Below are 21,266 nucleotides of genomic sequence, written 5' to 3'. Positions count from 1 at the left end.
CTCCTTATCCTTTGACTGCGCCGGACATAATCCCGCGGTTGAAATGTTTTTGCAGACCCAGATAGACGATGATGCTGGGCAGCATCGCCAGCAGCGTAATAGCGATAAAAATGTTCGGCGTGATGCTCTCATCGGTACGCAGCGTGCCGAGGATCACCGGAATAGTATTCAGGCTGTCCTGGTTAACCACAATCAGCGGCAGCAGGTACTGGTCCCAAATCATAATGAAGCCGAACGTCACTACCGTACCGAGCGCCGGTTTCACCAGCGGCAGAATCACATGGAAGAAAATCTGCCATTCGTTGGCGCCGTCTATCCGCGCCGCCTCTTCCAGCTCTTTCGGTATCGCCGACATAAATTCGGTCAGGACAAAGATGGAGAAAGCCCAGCCAACCACCGGCAAAATCATCCCGAGGTAGCTGTTGTAGAGCGAGGCATCGATCAGCGGCAGTCGCCAGTTAATAATCATGTACAGCGGAATGGCGATGACCTCTTCCGGCAGCATCATGGTGGACAAAATCACCAGGCTCACCAGCGCCACGCCGCGAAACTTTTTCCGCGCCAGGGCATACGCCGCCAGCGCGCTGACCGACACCTGTAGAACGGTGCCGAAGAACACCACCAGGATAGAGTTCAGCAGGTACTGCCAGACGCCGATATCCATCCACGCAAAGATGAAGTTTTCCAGCGAGAACTGATTCGGCCAGGCCAGCAGCTCGCCCGGCTTCACCGGCGCACCGCTGAAGGCCGTGGCCACGATGCCCCAGAACGGCCCGACGAAGACAATCAGCAGCAGCGCGTAAATGCACCAGCGCCCTGCTGTATCCCAACGTTTACTTAACATCGCGGCTCCTTAGTAACGTGCGATACGTTTTTTCAGCGTCAGATGACAGAGGGTTAATACAACCGTGAAGGTGAACAGCAGAAACGACACCGCCGAGGCGTAGCCATAATCAAACTGCTCAAAACCCAGTTTGTAGATGTGGGTCATCACCATTTCCGTGGCGTTAGACGGCCCTCCGCCGGTGGTGGCGTACACCTCGGCAAACACGCGGAAGCCGCGGATAAAGGAGAGCATCAGCACCACCGAGAGCGCCGGGATCATGCCGGGCAGCGTGACGTAGCGCAGACGATTCCACCAGCTGGCGCCGTCGACGTTCGCCGCATCGTATAAATCGCGGCTGATCCCCGCCAGACCGGCAATAAAAATCACCATGTTGTAGGGCACCGCTTTCCAGATATGCAGCAGCATGATGACCCCCAGCGCCTGATCGGAGCTGGCAAGGAAGCCCTGATCGGCGACGCCAAACCAGCTGAGGATGTGGTTAACCACTCCATTGGGCGTCGGGTTGAACAAAATGCGCCACATTTCAGCGACGATTGCCGCACTGGTGACCGCGGGTAAAAAGATGGCGGTTCGAATAAAGCGCAGATGGCGCGCCGGGCCTTCCAGCAGCATGGCGAGGAAGAAGGCCAGGATAGCCGCGGCGAACATCGTTACCACCACGTACAGCAAAGTGTTCACCACCGCCGCATGCAGCTCTGCGTCGGCAAAAGCGCGGGTGAAGTTATCGAGTCCTACCCACTCGTTCGGCTGATTAAAATTGACCTTGTAAAAGCTCATCACCAGACCCTGAATCATCGGGATAAACTTAAACCAGCTGAAAATAATCAGCGCAGGCGCCAAAAATAGCCACGGGATCAGCGCCCGCTTACGCTTTGCGCTCAGCCATCCGGTTGAGTCAGGCGAAGCGGCCTGCTTTATCGGCGAGGACTTCGTCTCATGCAGCGTCATCACTTGTGTCCTCAGTTAGCCAGCACGTTTTGTTTTTTCAGCTCAGCGTTCACCTTGCCGTCGATAGTTTTCAGCTCAGCGGCGATATCGCTGCTGCAGTCGGCAAAAATTCGGTTAAAACCGTCGGCAGCCACCTGGCGCACCGGCGTCCAGTTAGGAATTTGCGGCACGTAGCGTCCCTGCTCGTTATAGAGCCGGGCGAAGGTTTCCCAGCGCGCATCCTGATAAACGTCCTTAACGTCGACGTTCTTATTCACCGGCAGGCGCACCACCGGTATATGCTGGCTGCCTTTACCCATGCCGATCTCCTGGCCTTCCGGCGAGATCATGAATTCGATAAATTTACGCGCCGCCTCTTTCTGTTTACTGCTCTTCATCATAAAGACCGTGGTGCCCTCCGCGAGAGTCGCTTCACCTTTTGGCCCCACCACCGGAACCACTTCAAAATTGTCTTTACCGGGATCTTTATCGAACAGCGCGATATGGTACGGGCCGCTAAAGAACATGCCGCTTTGCCCTGAGCGGAAGGATGGAATAACGTCGGCGGTGGTGGCGTTAATCGCCCCCGGCTGGGTGACTTTTTCGCACATCATGGTGCGCATAAAGGTCATCGCCTGAGCCACTTCCGGCGTATTGAGCGAGGCGCTGAACTTTCCGCTCTCTTCTTTAACGAAATCACCGCCCGCCTGCCAGATAAAGCTGCTCATAAACCAGCTGGCGTAGCCGCGTGTCGTGGAGGCGGGAACGATAAAGCCGTAGGTATCATTTCTGCCGTTGCCGTCGGGATCCTGGGTAGTGAAGGCTTTCGCCAGGGTCTGGATATCATCCCAGCTCTTAGGCTGCGGCAGCCCCAGTTTTTCACGCCAGTCTTTGCGTACGAACAGCGCGAAGGTTTGCGCTGAAGTCGGTACGCCGTAGTATTTGCCGTCGATATAGCGGGTACTTTTCCAGGCCGTCGGGAATAGCTGGTCGCCGCCGGCGATCGCTTGCGGGTCAATTTCTTCGGCAATACCCAGCTGGATAAACTGCCCCAGCGAAGCCGCATCGTTAAAAATCAGATCGGGTAAGGCGTTGCCCGCCGTGGCGCGCGCCAGCCGCTGTTCAAAGTCGGTAGTGGCGTTGAAATACGCGATTTTGATACCGGTTGATTCTTCAAATTTTTCCGCTTCTTGTTTGTAGATATTTTTCGAGTCGTTGCTGGCGCGGATCCAAACGTTGAGGGTGGTAGCCGCATAGCTTTGGCTAAGGCCGAGCCCGAGTGCGGTGAGAAGTAATAGTGAACGTAATTTATTGGCAGACATGATGGCATATCCTTTATTGTAGGGCACAAAGGTAATTAAATTCTTAATTAATACACAGCAAGGTATTTGAATATCGCTAAGACGTTAATAAAGCAGACGTAAGAAATATTTCCCTTCATTAGATAGAAATGTATTTCCCAATACAACCACACAAAAAAGAAATCGCGTTTCAAAAATCAAAAAATAGAAGCAGATCACATCAAGAAGTGACAAAAAAGGTGACACAAATAAAATATAGAATAATATCAATAAATTATAAATTTACTGATTTTGTTAAAACATTCAAAAAATCTGGAAAAAGGCGAAATTGTGTGACGGAGGCAGCATTAAAAACGCCATTATTTATCCATGACAATAAGTTTGATGGATATCACAAAAAAAATCACTTTGTCTTTTACACTGCACGCCATCGAATATTCAAATAGTTCGCCTTTAATTAAACCGCCTGTTTTATGCGTCATTAAAATACGCGACAGGTATAATTCTGTTGTTATCTTTTCTCATATTATGCAGAAGGGTTATCACTATGATCTCAATACCTCGCCGAGGTTTGTTAGGCATTGCGCTGTTTTGTTCCGGCCTTAGCGCCTCCTCATATGCCGCTGAGCCGTACACGCTCGACGGAAAGGATTTAACCTTTAGCCGCCAGCAGATTGCCGCGAAAGATCCGCTATTCGTGCAGGCGCAAGCGGCTTTGCAAAAAAAAGCCGATCTGGCGCTCAAGCATCCGCTGTTCTCGGTGATGGATAAAACCCTGGTCGCCGCCAGCGGCGATAAGCACGACTACTATAGTTTCCCTCCCTACTGGTGGCCGAACCCTGATACGAAAGACGGACTGCCCTATATTCGTAAGGATGGGCAAACCAACCCGGATGCCAATAGCGATGCCACCGATAAAAACCGCCTGGTGAAGATGAGTAACGACGTATCAACCCTTGCGCTGGCATGGTACTTCACCCAGGACAATCGCTACGCGCAGAAGGCGGCGGCCCAGTTGAAGAGCTGGTTTATCGATCCACAAACGCGCATGAATCCCAACCTGCAATATGCCCAGGCCATTCCCGGCATTAATACCGGACGCGGTATCGGCATTATTGATAGCCGCGCGCTGGTAGAGGTGGTGGATGCTATCGCCCTGCTGCAATCCTCAGAGGCGCTGAACGAAAACGACGTTAGCGCATTAAAGCAGTGGTTTGGCGAGTATTACCAGTGGATGACCACCAGCCAGAACGGTTTCGAAGAAGATAACTGGCACAACAACCACGGCAGCTATTTTGATATGCAGGCCGCGACCTTCGCCCTGTTTAGCGGTAAAACTGACGAGGCGAAACAGCGCCTGTACATTACCCAGCTACGACGCATTGCCGGGCAATTCGACATTGAAGGCCGCCAGATGGGCGAGCTGGAGCGCACGCGTCCGTGGCACTACAGCAATTTCAACCTTGAAGCCTATAACCGACTGGGTCGTCTGGGCGAGAAGGCGGGCGTCGATATCTGGAACTTCACCCTCGACGACCATAGCCTGCGCAAAGGCTATCAATACATCGCCGGGTTTATTAACAGCGATACGCCATGGCCCTGGAAAGACCTTGATAAGATGGACGACAAGAAAGCGCTGCGCAATATGGCCACCGCCGCGCATGCCTGGCCGGAAGATCCCCTGTTCCGCGCCAAAGCGCAATGGTTAAGAGCGAAATATCCCGACGATATCACCACGCTCATTGTTCCGCTTTCCCCATCGTCAGAGGTCAGGGATAACCGCTAATGAAACAATTTTCTGGACTCTGGCCCGACATTGCCAGACGTGCAGCCGGCGATAGCGGTCTGCTTGAACGGCTGGTGCAGGAAGCGCAACCGCAGCTTGACGCGACGGCGCTCATTCCACAAACGGGGATCGCCAGCTGGAACCTCTACTATTTTTGCCCCCATCACGGCGTGCGGCTGACGTGGCGGGCGGATATGCCTCATCGCCACGCCTGCCCGGTTGATGGCGAAATTTTCAGCGGTGAGCCGTGGGACGGCGCATGGTGGCGAGAAATGAACGGTCGTAACGCCAGCGCCTGTCAGCAGCTTGGTCTGATATGGCGGCTGACCGGCGAAACGGCGTATCGCGATAAAGTTCGCACGCTGCTGATGGGTTACGCTGACGTCTATCCCGGCTATCAAATTCACGGTGATATTCCCAACAACGGACCGGGGAAGATGAACGCCCAGACGCTGTGTGAAGCCAACTGTATTCTGGAGATGGCGCTGGGTTATGACTTTATTCGCGACGGCTTAACCTCCGCCGAAGAGCGGCATATTCGCGACAACCTGCTGCGCTGCGCGGCAACGTTTCTACGCGAGCACCGCACTGCGCAGATTCATAATCACGAAGTCAAAATTAGCGCGGCGCTTGGCGTTCTCGGTTTCGTTCTCGAAGATGAGAGCCTGCTGGAATTCGCCGTTAACCAGCCTTACGGCCTGCGCTGGCAGCTGGAAAAGGGCCTGCTGGCGGAGGGGCTATGGTTTGAAGGTTCGATTCACTACCACTACTACGCGCTGCAGGGCTTTTTTGCCTTTGAAAAACTGGCGCGCGGCACTCGCTGGAGCCTGCTGGATGGCCCCTGGTATCAGCCGATGCTGAAGTTCCCGCTGTCGCTGCTGCTGCCGGACGGAACCTTCCCTCGCCTCAACGACTGCCTCGCCGGACAAGAAAAGCTGCGACACCGGGATCTGTACGAATTCGCCTGGTTTATCTGGCGTGACCCGCTCTACGCCGCCGTGCTGCAGTTTATTGAAACGGAACCTGATGTCCGCGAGACCTTGCTGTGGCGCAACCAGCCGCTGCCTGAAACGACGCAGGAGCTCATTCCTCAGCAATCGCTGTTTGCGCCAGGCGCGGGGCTCACTCTCTGGCGGCGCCCGCAGCAGGCGCTGCTGATAAAGCACAGTCCCTGGGGCGGCGAACACGATCATTACGACAGGCTGGGGCTGATGCTCTGGCATCACGACGGCTGGCTGCTCCCGGATATGGGCACAACCGGCTACGGCGCGAAAATGCACTACGACTACTACAAAAACAGCGCCACCCATAATACGCTTTCCGTCAATCAGACCAACCAGCCTCCGGCCAATCCGCAGGTATCAGGCTGGCATATGGATAGCGACGCTCTGTGGCTGGACAGCGAGGTTGACTGGGGCAAGCCGCCGCCGGAGCTAGACAGTCATAGCCGCGTCGAGTGGGACGCGACGGCCTGGCGAGATGTGCGCTTTCGCCGTCGCCTGCTATGGCTTGAAGAGGTGCTGATCGATCTCTCTACCGTAGAGAACCCACATCGCCAGCAGCTCGACTGGACTTTGCACCTGGCGGCGCAGGCGCTGGATCAGAGCGGCACGCCGCAGCCCTTTTCGCTCAGCGGACCGCTGCGGCATATGGCCAATGCAACCATGGCGCCGCTGAACGGCTGCCAGCCGCGCCACTTTGCGCGCGACGGCGATACCGTTGCGCTCTGGCTTTCCGGTGATGGTGAACTCTGGCAGGGAGTGGCGCCCGATAACCCGGCGACTCACGATCTCAGCTATCTGGTCATACGCAGTCACCTGCCGCAGGCGCGTTTTGTCTGCCTGTGGGATTTTGCCAACAGCGCACCGCTGACGGAAGTGCAAGTGAATCATACGCCAGTCGGGACGCAAATTACCTTCTGGCGCGGCGAGCGCGTGACGCACGTGACGCTTTACGACGCCCCCGGGAAACGACCCGATGCGATCTTTCCGTTCGCGGAAAGCGGCACCTGATCTCAACTGGAGGGAGTTTACTCGTCTTCATCCTCAAAGCGCGCCACAATCCGATCGCCGGTATGGGAGGCGCGCAGTTCATCGGCCACTAAAGCAATAGCCTGGCCGCTGCTCATGCCCTGGGACATCAGCTCCTGAATTCTTTCCACTGCTTTTTGCTGTTGCTCGTGGCTCAGCGAAGGTAAACCTGCAAACATGACTGACTCCTGCTACATTGTGGGGCGTAATTATTTCACGCCGTCCTCTTGTATACCAGCGGGCGGTAACGATCAGGATTGAAGAAGACGATGTTGTCCCCCGCTATGATTTCCCTGCCCTGGCGTCCGGATGCCGCTGAATACTATTTTAGCTCCTTAAGTTCCCGGCCCTGGGCGATGCTGCTGCATTCCGGCTTTGCCGAACATCCGCATAATCGTTTTGATATTGTTGTCGCCCAGCCGCGAGCCACGCTGGTAACGCGTGGTCAAACGACCATCATCAACGAGGGGGAAACCGTCATCACCTCTGACGCCGATCCGCTCACGCTCGTGCATCAGCAGCTGGCGCGCTTCAACCTGCATCCGCAGCCTCATCCGCATCTGCCGTTTCTCGGCGGCGCGCTGGGGCTGTTCGGCTACGATCTGGGCCGCCGCTTTGAATCTCTGCCGTCACGAGCGGATGCGGATATCGCGCTGCCGGATATGGCGGTGGGGATCTACGACTGGGCATTGATCGTCGATCACCAGCGTCGGGAGGTGTCGTTATTCAGCTATGACGATCCGCAGGCGCGCCTGGCGTGGCTGGAAGCACAGGCAGAGCCTGTCGCCGAAACCTTTACCCTGACCTCAGCGTGGCGCTCAAATATGAGCCGCGAAGAGTATGGCGAGAAGTTTCGCCAGATCCAGGCCTGGCTGCACAGCGGCGACTGCTATCAGGTCAACCTGGCGCAGCGGTTTACGGCAAGCTATCGTGGGGATGAGTGGCAGGCCTTCCGTCAGCTTAACCGCGCCAATCGCGCGCCGTTCAGCGCCTTTATTCGCCTGGATGAAGGGGCAGTATTAAGCCTGTCGCCCGAGCGCTTTATTCAGCTCCGGCAAGGCGAAATTCAAACCAGGCCGATTAAGGGGACGCTACCCCGGCTGACCGACCCTGAGCAGGACGCGCTGCAGGCGCAAAAGCTGGCGAACTCGCCAAAAGACCGCGCCGAAAACCTGATGATCGTCGATTTAATGCGCAACGATATTGGCCGGGTTGCCGCTCCCGGTAGCGTCCGGGTGCCCGAACTGTTTGTGGTGGAGCCCTTCCCTGCCGTGCATCACCTGGTGAGCACCGTGACCGCCAGATTGCCTACCCATCTGCACGCCGCCGACCTGCTGCGCGCGGCCTTTCCCGGCGGCTCAATTACCGGCGCGCCGAAGGTCAGAGCGATGGAGATCATTGATGAGCTGGAGCCGCAGCGGCGCAATGCGTGGTGCGGCAGCATCGGATATCTCAGCTTCTGCGGCAATATGGATACCAGCATTACCATCCGTACGCTGACGGCCTGGCAGGGGCAGCTTTACTGCTCCGCCGGAGGCGGGATTGTCGCCGATAGCGATGAAGCAGCGGAATATCAGGAAACTTTTGATAAAGTTAATCGTATCCTGCAGCAACTGGAGAGCTAGCACATGGCGGACAGCGCCCTCGAACTTGACGATTTCCTTTCGCGTTTTCAGCTTCTGCGCCCGCAGCCCACGCGCAGCGCGCTTAACCAGCGTCAGGCTGCGGTACTGGTCCCGATTGTACGTCGCCCGCAGCCTGGGCTGCTGCTAACCCAGCGTTCGCCGCTGATGCGCAAGCACGCGGGTCAGGTCGCTTTTCCCGGCGGCGCGGTAGATAACAGCGATGCGACGCTGATCGCCGCCGCGCTGCGCGAGGCGCAGGAAGAGGTCGCGATCCCGCCAGAGTCGGTTGAGGTCATCGGCGTTCTGCCGCCGGTGGATAGCGTCACCGGCTTTCAGGTCACCCCGGTGGTAGGGATTATTCCACCTGACCTGCACTATCATGCCAGCCAGGATGAAGTCGCTGCGGTCTTCGAAATGCCGCTGGCCGAAGCGCTGCGGCTGGGACGCTATCACCCGCTGGATATCCATCGCCGCGGCAATTCGCATCGCGTCTGGCTATCCTGGTACCAGCATTATTTTGTCTGGGGAATGACCGCCGGTATTATTCGCGAGCTGGCGCTGCAGATAGGCGCTCGTCCTTAGCGCTACCCGCCATACTTCAGGTTGCGTGTAAGCTAGCTTTTCTGCAACTCGAATTCTCCAGGGTATATACTTAATAGCGCGGGTTCACAGCATTAGTAAATCCGCGGTTATCCATTAGTTTAATTCATGTGAATACATAAGCTGATGACCCGGTTCCCTCTTACACTATGCGCAGTGATTACATCGTTGTCGCACTCGCGACAACCCTGTCAGGAGTGTTAGCGTGATTAGTATATTCGACATGTTCAAGGTGGGGATCGGCCCCTCATCTTCCCACACTGTAGGGCCGATGAAGGCCGGTAAACAGTTCGTCGATGACCTGGTCGAAAAGGGATTGCTTAATACAGTGACGCGCGTGGCGGTTGACGTCTACGGCTCACTGTCATTAACCGGCAAAGGCCACCATACGGATATCGCTATTATTATGGGACTGGCGGGCAATCAGCCCGATACGGTCGATATTGACGCGATACCGGCATTTATTCGCGACGTTGAAACGCGCGGACGCCTGCTGCTGGCGCAGGGGCAGCATGAGGTCGATTTCCCGCAGAATGACGGCATGCGTTTTCGTAGCGACAACCTGCCGCTGCATGAAAACGGGATGACCATTCATGCCTGGGCTGGCGAGAAAGAAATCTACAGCAAAACCTATTACTCCATCGGCGGCGGTTTTATCGTCGATGAAGAGCATTTCGGCAAAGAGAGCGCCAGCGAACTTTCCGTACCCTATCCGTTCAAATCCGCCCAGGAGATGCTGGGCTACTGCAAAGAGACCGGCATGTCGCTGTCCGGCATGGTGATGCAGAACGAGCTGGCTCTGCACAGCAAAAAAGAGATTGAAGACTATTTTGCTAATATCTGGCAGACCATGCGCGCCTGCATCGACCGCGGCATGAACACCGAAGGCGTACTGCCTGGCCCGCTGCGCGTGCCTCGTCGCGCCTCGGCGCTGCGGCGGATGCTGGTTGCCAGCGATAAACTCTCCAGCGACCCGATGAACGTGGTGGACTGGGTCAATATGTTCGCGCTGGCGGTGAATGAAGAGAACGCCGCCGGTGGCCGCGTGGTCACGGCACCGACTAACGGCGCCTGCGGCATCGTGCCGGCGGTACTGGCTTACTATGACCACTTTATCGAGTCCGTCAGCCCGGATATCTATATTCGTTACTTCCTTGCATCTGGCGCTATCGGTACGTTGTATAAAATGAACGCTTCCATTTCCGGCGCTGAGGTCGGCTGCCAGGGCGAAGTCGGCGTGGCCTGCTCGATGGCCGCTGCAGGTCTGGCGGAAATCCTTGGCGCCAGCCCCGAGCAGGTCTGCGTGGCGGCGGAAATCGGCATGGAACACAACCTTGGTCTCACCTGCGATCCGGTGGCCGGCCAGGTGCAGGTACCGTGCATTGAACGTAACGCCATCGCTTCCGTCAAAGCCATCAATGCCAGTCGGATGGCTATGCGCCGCACCAGCGAACCGCGCGTGTCGCTGGATAAAGTCATTGAGACGATGTATGAGACCGGTAAGGACATGAACGCCAAATACCGGGAAACGTCGCGCGGCGGCCTGGCAATCAAAGTTCAGTGCGACTAATCATTGCTCAACAGAATGCGCCCACGGGCGCATTCTTCTTTTTCCTCTCGATATTATCTGCGCCCACTACACTTGCTCTATAACGGCTGTTACTCTCATTAACACTTTTAGCCGACAGGGCGTCGCGCATGCAGACTGCACAAAAAGTTATCACAACCTATCGCAGGAAACGCATTCTGGTTTGCTTGCTGGTCGCGCTACTTACGCTAACGACGACATTAGTAATACGATTTATTTCGCAGCGTAGCCTAAATCAGCAGCGCGTCCAGATCAGCACCAATAAAATGGTGACCGCCATGGATAATATCCTGCGGCCTCTGGCGGCACAGCACGCCCCCCTGCTGCACCTGGTAAACCAGCCCTGTCAGGAAATTCATCTCACGTTACGTAAGCTGGCGGCGTCGCTACAGACGGTGCGATCCATCGCCCTGGTGCAGTCGAAACAACTGTACTGCTCCAGTATTTTTGGTCAACGAAATATTCCGGTGCACCAGTTACAGCCCGCCTTGCCGACCAGTCACCCGCTGCTTACTTTCAGCTACGACTCTTCGTTGCTCAAGGGAACGCCGGTTCTCATCCAGTGGTATCCCGCTTCGCTTAGCGGTGACGACGGCGTGCTGCTGGTGATTAATATCGAGCTGCTGGGCGAGTTAATTTTCAATGCAAAATCGGCGTTAATTACCGGAATTGGCCTCAGCGTCGGTGAAAAAAGCTTTATTAGCGGCACCGGGCTGGTCGATCACGAAGCGCTGCCAGGCGAGCAAATCATCTATCGCCAGCATTCGACGGAATTTCCTTTCACGATTAGCGTCAGCGGGCCGGGCGCCTCAGCGGTCGCCTTCAATGAGCTACCGGGCGAACTGCCCCTGGCGCTGATAATCAGCCTGTTGATGACCGGTATTGCGTGGCTGGCGACCGCGGGAAGAATGAGCTTTTCCCGGGAAATTAACCTTGGAATCGCCGCCCACGAGTTCACGCTTTGGTGCCAGCCCCTGCAGGACTTACGCACCCGGCAATGCTGCGGCGTGGAGATTTTGCTGCGCTGGAATAACCCGCGCAGAGGCGCTATTTCGCCGGATGTCTTTATCCCCATCGCCGAAGGTTATAACCTGATACTGCCCCTGACCCGCTACGTTATTTCGCAAACGGCCCATAAATTAGCCCTCTTTCCGCAGGATAAACAGTTTCACATCAGCATTAACGTCGCCGCCCGCCATTTCGCGAATGGCGAACTGCTGCGCGATCTGCATCATTACTGGTTTAGCGCCCATCCGGTACAGCAGTTGGTGGTTGAACTCACCGAACGCGACGTGCTCCAGGATGGCGATCACCATATGGCCGAACATCTCCATTTTAAGGGAGTAAAGCTGGCCATCGACGATTTCGGCACCGGCAACAGCTCTCTTTCCTGGCTGGAAAAACTGCGTCCTGATGTGTTGAAGATTGATAAGTCTTTCATCGGCGCAATTGGTGTCGATAGCGTCAACGCAACGGTGACCGACATGATCATCGCTCTCGCCCATCGGCTGAAGATAGTGATGGTGGCGGAAGGCGTCGAGACCCAGGAGCAGGAAGCCTATCTGCGCGACAACGGCGTCGATTTATTGCAGGGATATTATTATGCCCGACCTATGCCGGTAGAGGACTTTCCGCAGTGGCTGGCGGCGGAAAAGCGTCGGGAAATGCGGTAATAAACAGCCCATCGGCATGAAACCGACGGGCACAAAGGTTACTCTTCTTCGTCGTTATACTGGCGCTGCTTGACGACGCGTACCAGATCGACGCGATAGTCGTTGGCTTCCACGATGGTGAACTGCAAGGGCAGCAGTTCCAGCACGTCGCCAGGACGGGGAATATGGCCGTTGACGGCAATGACCAGCCCGGCAACCGTCGCAATATCTTCGTCCTCATCGACCAGATCGTCGACGCCTACCGCCTGCTGCAAGGCATGCACATCGGTTGAACCTTTCACCAGCCAGCCGTCGCCATCAATGATAATTTCCGGCGTTTCGTCGGCGTCCGGGAACTCACCGGCAATCGCTTCCAGTACGTCCAGCGGCGTCACCAGGCCCTGCACCACGCCAAACTCGTTGGTGACGATGACAAAGCTACCGCGAGCCCGGCGCAGGACGCCCAGCAGGTTAATCGGGTCGAGGGTTTCCGGGACCACGATCGCCGGCGAAGCCGACGCCAGTGCGGCAACATTTTCACCGGCTTCCAGCGCCACCAGCATCTCTTTCGCGCGCACGATACCAATGATTTCATCCAGCTCGCCGCGACATACCGGGAACAGGCTGTGCGGCGAAGAGAGCAGCTGACGGCGAATTTCTTCTTCACTTTGCTCGGCGTTCACCCAGCTTATTTCCCCACGCGGGGTCATAATGCTGCGCAACGAACGCTGGGCCAGGGTCAGCACGCCGTTAATCATATAGCGTTCTTCTTCCGCAAACGCACCTTCCGGTACCGGCACCACTGAGGCGTTATCGCTATCGTGTGCCGCAGCGCTCTGTTTGCGGCCGCCCATCAGACGCAGAATCGCATCGGCGGTACGCGCGCGCAGAGGCAGCGTCGACTGGTGGCGAATAAAGTTACGACGCGCAATCTGGTTAAAGAACTCGATGGTAATCGAGAAGCCAATCGCGGCGTACAGGTAGCCCTTCGGTATATGGAAACCAAAACCTTCCGCGACCAGGCTCAGACCGATCATCAGCAGGAAGCTCAGGCAGAGCACCACCACTGTCGGATGCTGGTTGACGAAATTAGTCAACGGCTTCGAGGCCAGCAGCATCACCGCCATCGCAATCACCACCGCCGCCATCATTACCGGCAGATGGTTAACCATCCCGACCGCGGTAATCACGGCATCCAGCGAGAACACGGCGTCCAGTACCACGATTTGCAGTACGACCACCCAGAAGCTGGCATAACCTTTACCATGACCGGAGTCATGCTGGCGGTTCTCCAGCCGTTCATGAAGTTCAGTGGTCGCCTTAAACAGCAGGAATATCCCGCCGAGCAGCATGATCAGGTCGCGTCCGGAAAACGAGAAATCGGCAACGCTGAAAAGCGGTTTAGTGAGCGTCACCATCCACGAAATGACCGACAGCAGACCCAGGCGCATAAACAACGCCAGCGAAAGGCCGATCAGGCGCGCCTTATCCCGCTGCTTTGGCGGCAGCTTGTCGGCAAGGATGGCGATAAATACCAGGTTGTCGATACCCAATACGATTTCAAGGACGACAAGCGTCAGCAAACCGGCCCAAATAGAGGGATCCATTAAGAATTCCATGAGCAGCTCCAGTTAACGACAGGCGTAGTCATCGCTGTGTCATGCACAGACGAGACACTTGTTGCTGGTGAAAAAACGTAGCAGGTGATGGCGGCAGACGAGTGCCGGAAGGTGAAAAGGCGTCGGTGACGATCCATATAGCGGGCTATGCCCTATACTCCTGAGTGATTAAACGGAACGTAAACATAGCAAAATATAGAGCAATATTGGAAAAAATTTACCTGTCTTTGCAATAGCTAAGACTATTTTTTGCGCTGCAAAATAATTACCAACCGATGCAAAATTAGCGGAGCTTCATCACATTAATTATTTTTTCACTGTCTAAAATAATTCGCTGTAGTAATTACTTTATATCTTACACCCTTACTGAATCGATTTTGTTCGCAAGAGTGATTCAGGATGTATCACAACAGATGATGCATTCACGATTATAAAGGAGGTAGCAAGTGACGATTGCTATTGTAATAGGCACACATGGTTGGGCTGCAGAACAGCTGTTAAAAACGGCAGAAATGCTGCTGGGCGAACAGGAAAACGTTGGCTGGATCGATTTCGTTCCTGGCGAAAACGCAGAAACGTTGATCGAGAAGTACAACGCTCAGTTGGCAAAGCTGGATACAGCAAAAGGCGTGTTATTTCTCGTCGATACATGGGGAGGCAGCCCGTTTAACGCTGCCAGCCGCATTGTCGTCGATAAAGAACATTATGAAGTCATCGCGGGCGTTAATATTCCGATGCTGGTCGAAACGCTGATGGCGCGCGATGATAACCCGTCGTTCGATGAGCTGGTTGCCCTGGCGGTGGAAACCGGTCGCGAAGGCGTGAAGGCCCTGAAAGCGAAGCCGGTGGAAAAGGCCGCCCCTGCTCCGGTTCAGGCTGCTGCACCGAAAGCGGCTGCGCCGCTGAAACCAATGGGTCCAAACGACTACATGGTTATCGGGCTTGCGCGTATCGATGACCGTTTAATCCACGGTCAGGTCGCCACTCGCTGGACTAAAGAAACCAACGTTTCCCGCATTATCGTCGTTAGCGACGAAGTTGCGGCGGATACGGTACGTAAAACGCTGCTGACTCAGGTTGCTCCTCCGGGCGTTACCGCCCACGTTGTAGACGTCGCGAAAATGATCCGCGTCTATAACAACCCCAAATACGCAGGCGAGCGCATTATGCTGCTGTTCACTAACCCAACGGACGTTGAGCGCGTGGTTGAAGGCGGCGTGAAAATCACCAGCGTCAACATCGGCGGTATGGCTTTCCGTCAGGGCAAAACGCAGGTGAACAACGCCATTTCGGTCGATGAAAAAGATATCGAAGCGTTCAAAAAGCTGAACGCCCGCGGTATCGAACTGGAAGCCCGCAAAGTTTCCACCGACCAGAAACTGAAAATGATGGATCTGATCGCCAAGGTGAAATAAGTCACCCCGCAGATCGCAACGCAATTTTCAACTTAAGACTTAATCAACAGGAGAAGTGCAATGGAGATTACCTTTCTTCAGATTGTGCTGGTGTTCATCGTCGCGTGTATTGCGGGTATGGAGTCGGTACTTGATGAATTTCAGTTCCACCGTCCTCTGGTGGCCTGTACGCTGATTGGCGCCGTTCTCGGGGATATGAAAACCGGTATTATTATCGGTGGTACCCTGGAAATGATCGCCCTGGGCTGGATGAACATCGGTGCGGCCGTTGCGCCGGATGCCGCCCTTGCATCTATTATCTCTACCGTTCTGGTTATCGCCGGCCATCAAAGCATCGGTGCCGGTATCGCGCTGGCCATCCCGCTGGCTGCGGCAGGCCAGGTTCTGACCATTATCGTTCGTACCATCACCGTTGCCTTCCAGCACGCGGCGGATAAGGCCGCGGAGAACGGAAACCTGACGGCCATATCCTGGCTACACGTTTCCTCTCTGTTCCTGCAGGCCATGCGTATCGCTATTCCGGCGGTTATCGTGGCGATTTCCGTGGGCACCAGCGAAGTGCAGGGCATGCTGAACGCCATTCCAGAAGTGGTCACCGGCGGTCTGAACATCGCGGGCGGCATGATCGTGGTTGTCGGTTATGCGATGGTCATCAACATGATGCGCGCAGGCTACCTGATGCCGTTCTTCTATCTGGGCTTTGTTACCGCCGCGTTCACCGATTTCAACCTGGTCGCTCTGGGTGTCATTGGTACCGTGATGGCGGTGCTCTACATCCAGCTGAGCCCGAAATATAACCGCGTAGCGGGTGCGCCTGTGCAGGCTGCTGGTAATAACGATCTCGACAACGAACTGGACTAACAGGTGAGCGAAATGGTTGATATGACTAAAAATACCACCGAGAAAAAACTGACTCAGAGTGATATTCGTGGCGTGTTCATTCGTTCTAACCTGTTCCAGGGTTCATGGAACTTCGAACGTATGCAGGCGCTGGGCTTCTGCTTCTCCATGGTACCGGCTATTCGTCGCCTGTATCCGGAGAACAACGATGCGCGTAAACAGGCGATTAAACGTCACCTTGAGTTCTTTAACACCCATCCGTACGTTGCAGCGCCGGTTCTCGGCGTTACGCTGGCGATGGAAGAGCAGCGTGCTAACGGCGCAGAGATTGACGATGGTGCTATAAACGGTATCAAAGTTGGCCTGATGGGCCCGCTGGCTGGCGTAGGCGACCCAATCTTCTGGGGTACCGTTCGTCCGGTATTCGCCGCACTCGGCGCCGGTATCGCGATGAGCGGCAGCCTGCTCGGGCCTCTGCTGTTCTTTATCCTGTTTAACGCGGTGCGTCTGCTGACCCGTTATTACGGCGTAGCGTACGGTTACCGTAAAGGTATCGACATCGTTAAAGATATGGGCGGCGGCTTCCTGCAGAAACTGACCGAGGGGGCGTCTATTCTCGGCCTGTTTGTCATGGGGGCGCTGGTTAACAAATGGACGCACGTCAACATTCCGCTGGTGGTCTCCACCATCACCGGTCAGGATGGCCAGACGCGCGTGACCACCGTGCAAACTATCCTTGACCAGCTGATGCCGGGACTGGTGCCGCTGCTGCTGACCTTCGCCTGTATGTGGCTGCTGCGTAAGAAAGTTAACGCCCTGTGGATCATCGTTGGCTTCTTCGTCATCGGTATTGCAGGCTACGCAGTCGGCCTGCTGGGCCAGTAATCAATACGTTGTGCGCCGGGGGCTTGCCCCCGGCTTTTTTATTTGGAGGATGGATGACAATCACGGACCTGGTGTTAATCCTGTTTATTCTTGTACTGTTCGCGTTTGCGGTTTACGACCAGTTCATCATGCCGCGCCGCAATGGCCCCGTTTTGCTGGCAATCCCCCTGCTCCGCCGCAATCGCGTCGATGGCATTATCTTCGTCGGTCTTATTGCCATTCTGATTTATAACAACATCGCTAATCATGGCGAACTTATCACCACCTGGTTATTATCTGCCCTGGCCTTAATGGGGTTATATCTTTTCTGGATCCGCTCGCCCAAAATCATCTTCAAAAAGCAGGGCTTTTTTTTCGCCAATATCTGGATTGAATATAAGCGTATTACAGAGATGAATTTATCAGAAGACGGGGTGCTGGTGATGCAATTAGAACAACGTCGCCTGCTGATCCGCGTACGAAATATCGATGACCTGGAAAAGATATACAAACTTCTCGTTTCCACTCAATGAGTTAATAATATAGCTTACGCTATATTTAATCATTTCCCGGCGGCTGAAACATAGCCATAGCTATATTTCAGCCGCTTAATTCAACGATATTTATTAACGAATCATTCACCTCTAAATTCAAATGAAAATCGTTATCATTTGGTTATTAAAATAACGCGATTCTGTTATTGTTTTATATTCTAAAATTATGTTAAGGTTGCGCCCGTCGTTGGGGAGTAGCCAATTTTCTGCCTGTCGGAAAATGTACGTGTCAACATACTCGTTGCAAAACGTGGCACGTGCGGGTTGAAGAAGAACGTCTTCAATCAGGCGAGACCATAGACGCATCGCTGCTGTACGCGGCGCCTCATCTTCAGGATGGGCTGCGTATTTTTACTGGGGGCGGCGATGTGTCATATGGATTATCCCCGGTCAGGACGCTCTCATGAATGTATCCGCTACAATTCTTCTTGCCTTCGGCATGTCCATGGACGCCTTCGCGGCCTCTATTGGTAAAGGCGCGACTCTCCATAAACCTAAATTTTCCGAAGCTCTGCGCACCGGTCTCATCTTTGGCGCTATCGAAACGCTCACTCCGCTGTTCGGGTGGGGAATGGGGATGCTCGCCAGCCAGTTCGTGCTCGAGTGGAACCACTGGATAGCCTTTATATTGCTGGTATTTCTCGGCGGCCGAATGGTTATCGAAGGGGTTCGCGGCGGCGATGGCGAGGAGTGTGAAGCTCCGCGCCGTCACGGTTTCTGGCTGCTGGTCACCACCGCTTTCGCCACCAGCCTTGACGCTATGGCCGTCGGCGTTGGCCTGGCGTTTTTGCAGGTCAACATTATCGCCACCGCGCTGGCTATCGGCTGCGCGACGCTGATAATGTCAACGCTGGGCATTATGGTAGGACGTTTTATCGGCCCGCTGCTCGGCAAACGGGCGGAAATCCTCGGCGGTATCGTGCTGATCGGCATCGGCGCCCAAATACTCTGGAGCCATTTTGCCGGCTAACCCTCAGCGTCGCGCTGCCAGCAGTGAATCATGAAATCGGTCTGGCAGCTGAATAGCGCCTGCTGGCGCAGCGTTTCCCGAACCGGCGGTTTTGCCCGCCACGCAAACGGCGTCATTTGCAGTAAAGCTTCCGCCTCGCTGCCTTTGAGGCGCATCGGATAGGCCAGCTGCTGCTGATGACGTAGCGTGAAACCCTCAAGCGCTTCCGTGTTTTGCTCGTGCAAACGCACTTCGTCGTAGATCAACCCTTTTAGTTCCATCAGGTGACGAGGTCCCGGCGTCGCGGTGATGACCCAGCCGCCGGTACGGACAACGCGCGCCAGTTCAAGCGCGTTACAGGGGGCATAAATACGCACTATCGCATCCAGGCTTGCATCCTCAAACGGTAATCGCTGGCTGGAGGCGACGCAAAAGCTGACCTGCGGATAGCGCTTTGCCGCCGCGCGAATCGCCGATTTCGACACGTCCAGTCCCCAACAGCGGCCGACGATAGCGGCGAAGGCATGAGTGTAGTAGCCTTCCCCACAGCCTATATCCAGTAAATCCGTTGGCGCGAAGGTGTGCAGATAAGCGCTGACCGCCTCACGAAGCGGCTGGTAATGACCCGCATCGAGAAACTCTCGCCGCGCCTGCATCATTTCGGCGCTGTCGCCCGGATCGCGGGAGCGCTTAAACTGTACCGGCAGCAAATTGACGTACCCTTCCTTCGCCAGATCGAACTGATGCCGCTGCGGGCAGATAAAGCTATTATCGCGGCGCGCAAGCGGCGCGTGGCAAAGAGGGCAACTGTAAGACATGGCAACTCCGGTGTGCTGAAAGGGCGAAAGTGTAGCGCTATTCGCCCTTCCAGGCCACCGTTACAGCGCAGGCGGCAGAACGCCGTCGTGATGCATGACGATCAGGTTTTCCGAGCCCTCCGGCATTCCATCGGGCATGACGTTTTCCAGGCGCAGCACATCGCCCATAATTTGACTGAATACCGGCGCCGCCACCGCTCCGCCGTAATATGAACCGTTGCTGGGGTCGTTCATCACCACCACCAGGGCGAATTTCGGATTGCTGGCCGGCGCGACGCCTGCGGTATAGGCAACGTATTTGTCGATATATTTCCCGTCAGGGCCGATTTTCTTGGCGGTACCGGTTTTTACCGCCACCCGATAGTCGCGCACCGCCGCTTTGGTCCCCCCGCCGCCCGGCAAGGCAACGCTCTCCATCATATGCTCGACTTCATGCACTATCTGCTCCGGCATCACTCGGGTCCCCATGACCGGCGGATCGATACGCGTGATCGATAGCGGACGTTCAATACCGTAGCTGCCGATGGTAGCGTATACGTGCGCCAGCTGCAGCGGCGTGACCATCAGACCATAGCCGAAGGCGAAGGTCGCCCGGTCGAGCTGTCCCCAATAGCGGCGCTGCGGCATCAGCCCGGCGCTTTCACCGGTTAATCCCAGGCCGGTAGAATCGCCGAAACCGAACGCTTTATAGGTATCGATGAGATGCTGAATGGGCATCGCCAGCGACAGATGTGAAACGCCGGTATCGCTGGATTTTTGCAGGATGCCGGTGAGGGTTAATTCTGGATAGTAACCCACGTCGCGAATGCGATGGCCGTCGAGCATAAACGGATGGGTATCCACCACGCTATCCGGCTGAACAATGCCTTGCTGGAGGGCAGTCATCAGCACCAGCGGTTTAACCGTCGACCCCGGCTCGAAAGTATCGCTAATCGCGCGATTGCGGAAATCATCCAGCTTTGCATCATCGCGATTGTTAGGGTTGAAATCAGGGTAGCTGGCCATCGACAGAATTTCCCCGGTATCAATTTTAATTAATACCGCCGCCCCCGACTCCGCTTTGTTCCAGCGCACGGCGTTATCCAACGCGTCTTCGGTCACCGTTTGTAGACGCTCGTCGATACTGAGCTGCAAATTATGGGCCGGGACTGCCGGAACTTCCGTGATATTTTCGATGACGTTGCCGTGACGATCTTTGCGCACCAGCCGACGCCCGGGTTGACCGGTCAGCTGAGCATTAAAGCTTTTCTCGACTCCCTCGATCCCCTGATTATCGATGTTGGTAAAGCCCAGCAGGTTAGCGGCAACGTGTCCAGCGGGATAAAAGCGACGCGACTCATCGCGCAGATTGATACCCGGCAGGCGCAGCTTGTCGATCCACTCTGCCTGCTCAGGATTTATCTGGCGCGCGAGATAGAGAAAGCGCGCGTGAGGATGCGCCTGCACGCGATGAGCCAGCTCGCTAAGGTTGAGATGTAAAGCTTGCGCCATGGCCTGCCAGCGCGGGCCATATCCGACGCCGCCTTTTGCGAGCGTTGTTTGCGGATCGACCCAGATGGCGCTCACCGGAACGCTAACCGCCAGCGGGCGGCCCTCGCGATCGCTAATCATGCCGCGCTGCACGTCGATAGGCTCTTCGCGCAAGGAGCGCATATCTTCTTGTTTCACCAAATTGTCAGGAGAGACAATTTGCAGCCAGCCTACCCGGACCAGCAGCAGCCCCATACAGCAAAGAATGGCCACGCATAGCAACCCGAACCGCAAAGGGGTAAAGTTGGCGGCTGACTTAAGTTTGTTCTTTTGCACCTTAGCTCCATCATTATTTTGCAACCACCTGATTTAACAGATATA

18 protein-coding genes are annotated in these 21,266 nt (G+C 55.4%); 11 read left to right on the top strand and 7 right to left on the bottom strand.

The features are described 5' to 3' along the window. Window positions 1-4 precede the first annotated feature (4 nt). Genes K2184_RS01065 through K2184_RS01055 form a run of 3 tightly spaced genes read right to left on the bottom strand, consistent with a single transcriptional unit; the run spans window position 5 to window position 3,096 of the window. Window positions 5-844 (bottom strand): carbohydrate ABC transporter permease, encoded by an 840-nt coding sequence (locus K2184_RS01065; protein WP_004103286.1) that lies wholly within the window; start codon window positions 842-844, stop codon window positions 5-7. Window positions 845-853: 9 nt separating this feature from the next. Then, window positions 854-1,795, bottom strand: coding sequence for a carbohydrate ABC transporter permease (locus K2184_RS01060; RefSeq protein WP_004103287.1), 942 nt, complete (start codon window positions 1,793-1,795; stop codon window positions 854-856). Between the two features lie 11 nt (window positions 1,796-1,806). Next, window positions 1,807-3,096: an ABC transporter substrate-binding protein gene (locus tag K2184_RS01055; protein ID WP_163524852.1), complete on the bottom strand. Its 1,290-nt coding sequence runs from the start codon at window positions 3,094-3,096 to the stop codon at window positions 1,807-1,809. 526 nt (window positions 3,097-3,622) lie between these two features. Between K2184_RS01055 and K2184_RS01050 the strand changes: the two genes are divergently transcribed. After that, window positions 3,623-4,861, top strand: a complete 1,239-nt coding sequence (locus K2184_RS01050) for an alginate lyase family protein (RefSeq protein ID WP_004103289.1) — start codon at window positions 3,623-3,625, stop codon at window positions 4,859-4,861. After that, entirely contained in the window at window positions 4,861-6,873 is a 2,013-nt protein-coding gene (locus K2184_RS01045) for a heparinase II/III domain-containing protein (protein WP_004103290.1), read from the top strand. Before K2184_RS01050 ends, K2184_RS01045 begins: the two co-directional genes overlap by 1 nt. Before the next feature lie 17 nt (window positions 6,874-6,890). Here the strand turns inward: K2184_RS01045 and K2184_RS01040 are convergent, their stop codons facing one another. After that, window positions 6,891-7,070, bottom strand: a complete 180-nt coding sequence (locus K2184_RS01040) for a YoaH family protein (RefSeq protein WP_004103292.1) — start codon at window positions 7,068-7,070, stop codon at window positions 6,891-6,893. Window positions 7,071-7,160: 90 nt separating this feature from the next. Between K2184_RS01040 and pabB the strand changes: the two genes are divergently transcribed. From pabB to K2184_RS01020, 4 genes are all read left to right on the top strand, one after another. Beyond that, complete coding sequence (gene pabB / locus K2184_RS01035; protein ID WP_163524850.1) at window positions 7,161-8,516, top strand: aminodeoxychorismate synthase component 1; 1,356 nt, start codon at window positions 7,161-7,163, stop codon at window positions 8,514-8,516. A 3-nt stretch (window positions 8,517-8,519) separates the two neighbouring features. After that, entirely contained in the window at window positions 8,520-9,098 is a 579-nt protein-coding gene (locus K2184_RS01030; protein ID WP_004103295.1) for a CoA pyrophosphatase, read from the top strand. Window positions 9,099-9,321: 223 nt separating this feature from the next. Beyond that, window positions 9,322-10,686, top strand: a complete 1,365-nt coding sequence (gene sdaA / locus K2184_RS01025; protein ID WP_004103297.1) for an L-serine ammonia-lyase — start codon at window positions 9,322-9,324, stop codon at window positions 10,684-10,686. Window positions 10,687-10,814: 128 nt separating this feature from the next. Continuing rightward, window positions 10,815-12,377, top strand: a complete 1,563-nt coding sequence (locus tag K2184_RS01020; protein ID WP_004113734.1) for an EAL domain-containing protein — start codon at window positions 10,815-10,817, stop codon at window positions 12,375-12,377. Between the two features lie 38 nt (window positions 12,378-12,415). Here K2184_RS01020 and yoaE read toward each other — a convergent pair whose 3' ends face one another. Next, on the bottom strand, window positions 12,416-13,975 hold the full coding sequence (yoaE, locus tag K2184_RS01015; RefSeq protein WP_017145648.1) for a CNNM family cation transport protein YoaE: 1,560 nt from the start codon (window positions 13,973-13,975) through the stop codon (window positions 12,416-12,418). A 446-nt stretch (window positions 13,976-14,421) separates the two neighbouring features. Between yoaE and manX the strand changes: the two genes are divergently transcribed. The 5 genes from manX (at window position 14,422) to mntP (ending at window position 18,618) form a co-directional block, all read left to right on the top strand. Then, window positions 14,422-15,390 (top strand): PTS mannose transporter subunit IIAB, encoded by a 969-nt coding sequence (manX, locus tag K2184_RS01010; protein WP_004103303.1) that lies wholly within the window; start codon window positions 14,422-14,424, stop codon window positions 15,388-15,390. Between the two features lie 60 nt (window positions 15,391-15,450). Then, a complete protein-coding gene (gene manY, locus K2184_RS01005) occupies window positions 15,451-16,251 on the top strand; it encodes a PTS mannose transporter subunit IIC (RefSeq protein ID WP_004103305.1) in 801 nt (266 codons plus the stop codon). Between the two features lie 12 nt (window positions 16,252-16,263). Further along, window positions 16,264-17,115 (top strand): PTS mannose transporter subunit IID, encoded by an 852-nt coding sequence (locus tag K2184_RS01000; RefSeq protein WP_004103307.1) that lies wholly within the window; start codon window positions 16,264-16,266, stop codon window positions 17,113-17,115. Window positions 17,116-17,168: 53 nt separating this feature from the next. Continuing rightward, window positions 17,169-17,627, top strand: a complete 459-nt coding sequence (locus tag K2184_RS00995) for a DUF986 family protein (RefSeq protein ID WP_016808290.1) — start codon at window positions 17,169-17,171, stop codon at window positions 17,625-17,627. Between the two features lie 424 nt (window positions 17,628-18,051). Beyond that, window positions 18,052-18,618: a manganese efflux pump MntP gene (mntP, locus tag K2184_RS00990; RefSeq protein WP_024274395.1), complete on the top strand. Its 567-nt coding sequence runs from the start codon at window positions 18,052-18,054 to the stop codon at window positions 18,616-18,618. Here mntP and rlmA read toward each other — a convergent pair. Together rlmA and ftsI are read right to left on the bottom strand one after the other, a co-directional pair. Continuing rightward, a complete protein-coding gene (rlmA, locus tag K2184_RS00985; RefSeq protein ID WP_004103310.1) occupies window positions 18,615-19,415 on the bottom strand; it encodes a 23S rRNA (guanine(745)-N(1))-methyltransferase in 801 nt (266 codons plus the stop codon). The genes mntP and rlmA overlap by 4 nt on opposite strands. Window positions 19,416-19,475: 60 nt before the next feature. Beyond that, window positions 19,476-21,221, bottom strand: a complete 1,746-nt coding sequence (gene ftsI, locus K2184_RS00980) for a peptidoglycan glycosyltransferase FtsI (RefSeq protein ID WP_163524846.1) — start codon at window positions 21,219-21,221, stop codon at window positions 19,476-19,478. Window positions 21,222-21,266 lie beyond the last annotated feature (45 nt).

It is taken from the genome of Klebsiella sp. K5-306, from assembly GCF_051835185.1.
GTDB lineage: Bacteria > Pseudomonadota > Gammaproteobacteria > Enterobacterales > Enterobacteriaceae > Klebsiella > Klebsiella oxytoca.
This window is presented reverse-complemented; position numbering and strand designations above follow the sequence as displayed.

What these genes read in the sequence shown, in the direction of transcription:
- K2184_RS01065 (WP_004103286.1), bottom strand. Translation starts at nt 844, where the DNA reads ATGTTAAGTAAACGTTGGGATACAGCAGGGCGCTGGTGCATTTACGCG.
- K2184_RS01060 (WP_004103287.1), bottom strand. Translation starts at nt 1,795, where the DNA reads ATGACGCTGCATGAGACGAAGTCCTCGCCGATAAAGCAGGCCGCTTCG.
- K2184_RS01055 (WP_163524852.1), bottom strand. Translation starts at nt 3,096, where the DNA reads ATGTCTGCCAATAAATTACGTTCACTATTACTTCTCACCGCACTCGGG.
- K2184_RS01050 (WP_004103289.1), top strand. Translation starts at nt 3,623, where the DNA reads ATGATCTCAATACCTCGCCGAGGTTTGTTAGGCATTGCGCTGTTTTGT.
- K2184_RS01045 (WP_004103290.1), top strand. Translation starts at nt 4,861, where the DNA reads ATGAAACAATTTTCTGGACTCTGGCCCGACATTGCCAGACGTGCAGCC.
- K2184_RS01040 (WP_004103292.1), bottom strand. Translation starts at nt 7,070, where the DNA reads ATGTTTGCAGGTTTACCTTCGCTGAGCCACGAGCAACAGCAAAAAGCA.
- pabB (WP_163524850.1), top strand. Translation starts at nt 7,161, where the DNA reads ATGTTGTCCCCCGCTATGATTTCCCTGCCCTGGCGTCCGGATGCCGCT.
- K2184_RS01030 (WP_004103295.1), top strand. Translation starts at nt 8,520, where the DNA reads ATGGCGGACAGCGCCCTCGAACTTGACGATTTCCTTTCGCGTTTTCAG.
- K2184_RS01020 (WP_004113734.1), top strand. Translation starts at nt 10,815, where the DNA reads ATGCAGACTGCACAAAAAGTTATCACAACCTATCGCAGGAAACGCATT.
- yoaE (WP_017145648.1), bottom strand. Translation starts at nt 13,975, where the DNA reads ATGGAATTCTTAATGGATCCCTCTATTTGGGCCGGTTTGCTGACGCTT.
- manY (WP_004103305.1), top strand. Translation starts at nt 15,451, where the DNA reads ATGGAGATTACCTTTCTTCAGATTGTGCTGGTGTTCATCGTCGCGTGT.
- K2184_RS01000 (WP_004103307.1), top strand. Translation starts at nt 16,264, where the DNA reads ATGGTTGATATGACTAAAAATACCACCGAGAAAAAACTGACTCAGAGT.
- K2184_RS00995 (WP_016808290.1), top strand. Translation starts at nt 17,169, where the DNA reads ATGACAATCACGGACCTGGTGTTAATCCTGTTTATTCTTGTACTGTTC.
- mntP (WP_024274395.1), top strand. Translation starts at nt 18,052, where the DNA reads ATGAATGTATCCGCTACAATTCTTCTTGCCTTCGGCATGTCCATGGAC.
- rlmA (WP_004103310.1), bottom strand. Translation starts at nt 19,415, where the DNA reads ATGTCTTACAGTTGCCCTCTTTGCCACGCGCCGCTTGCGCGCCGCGAT.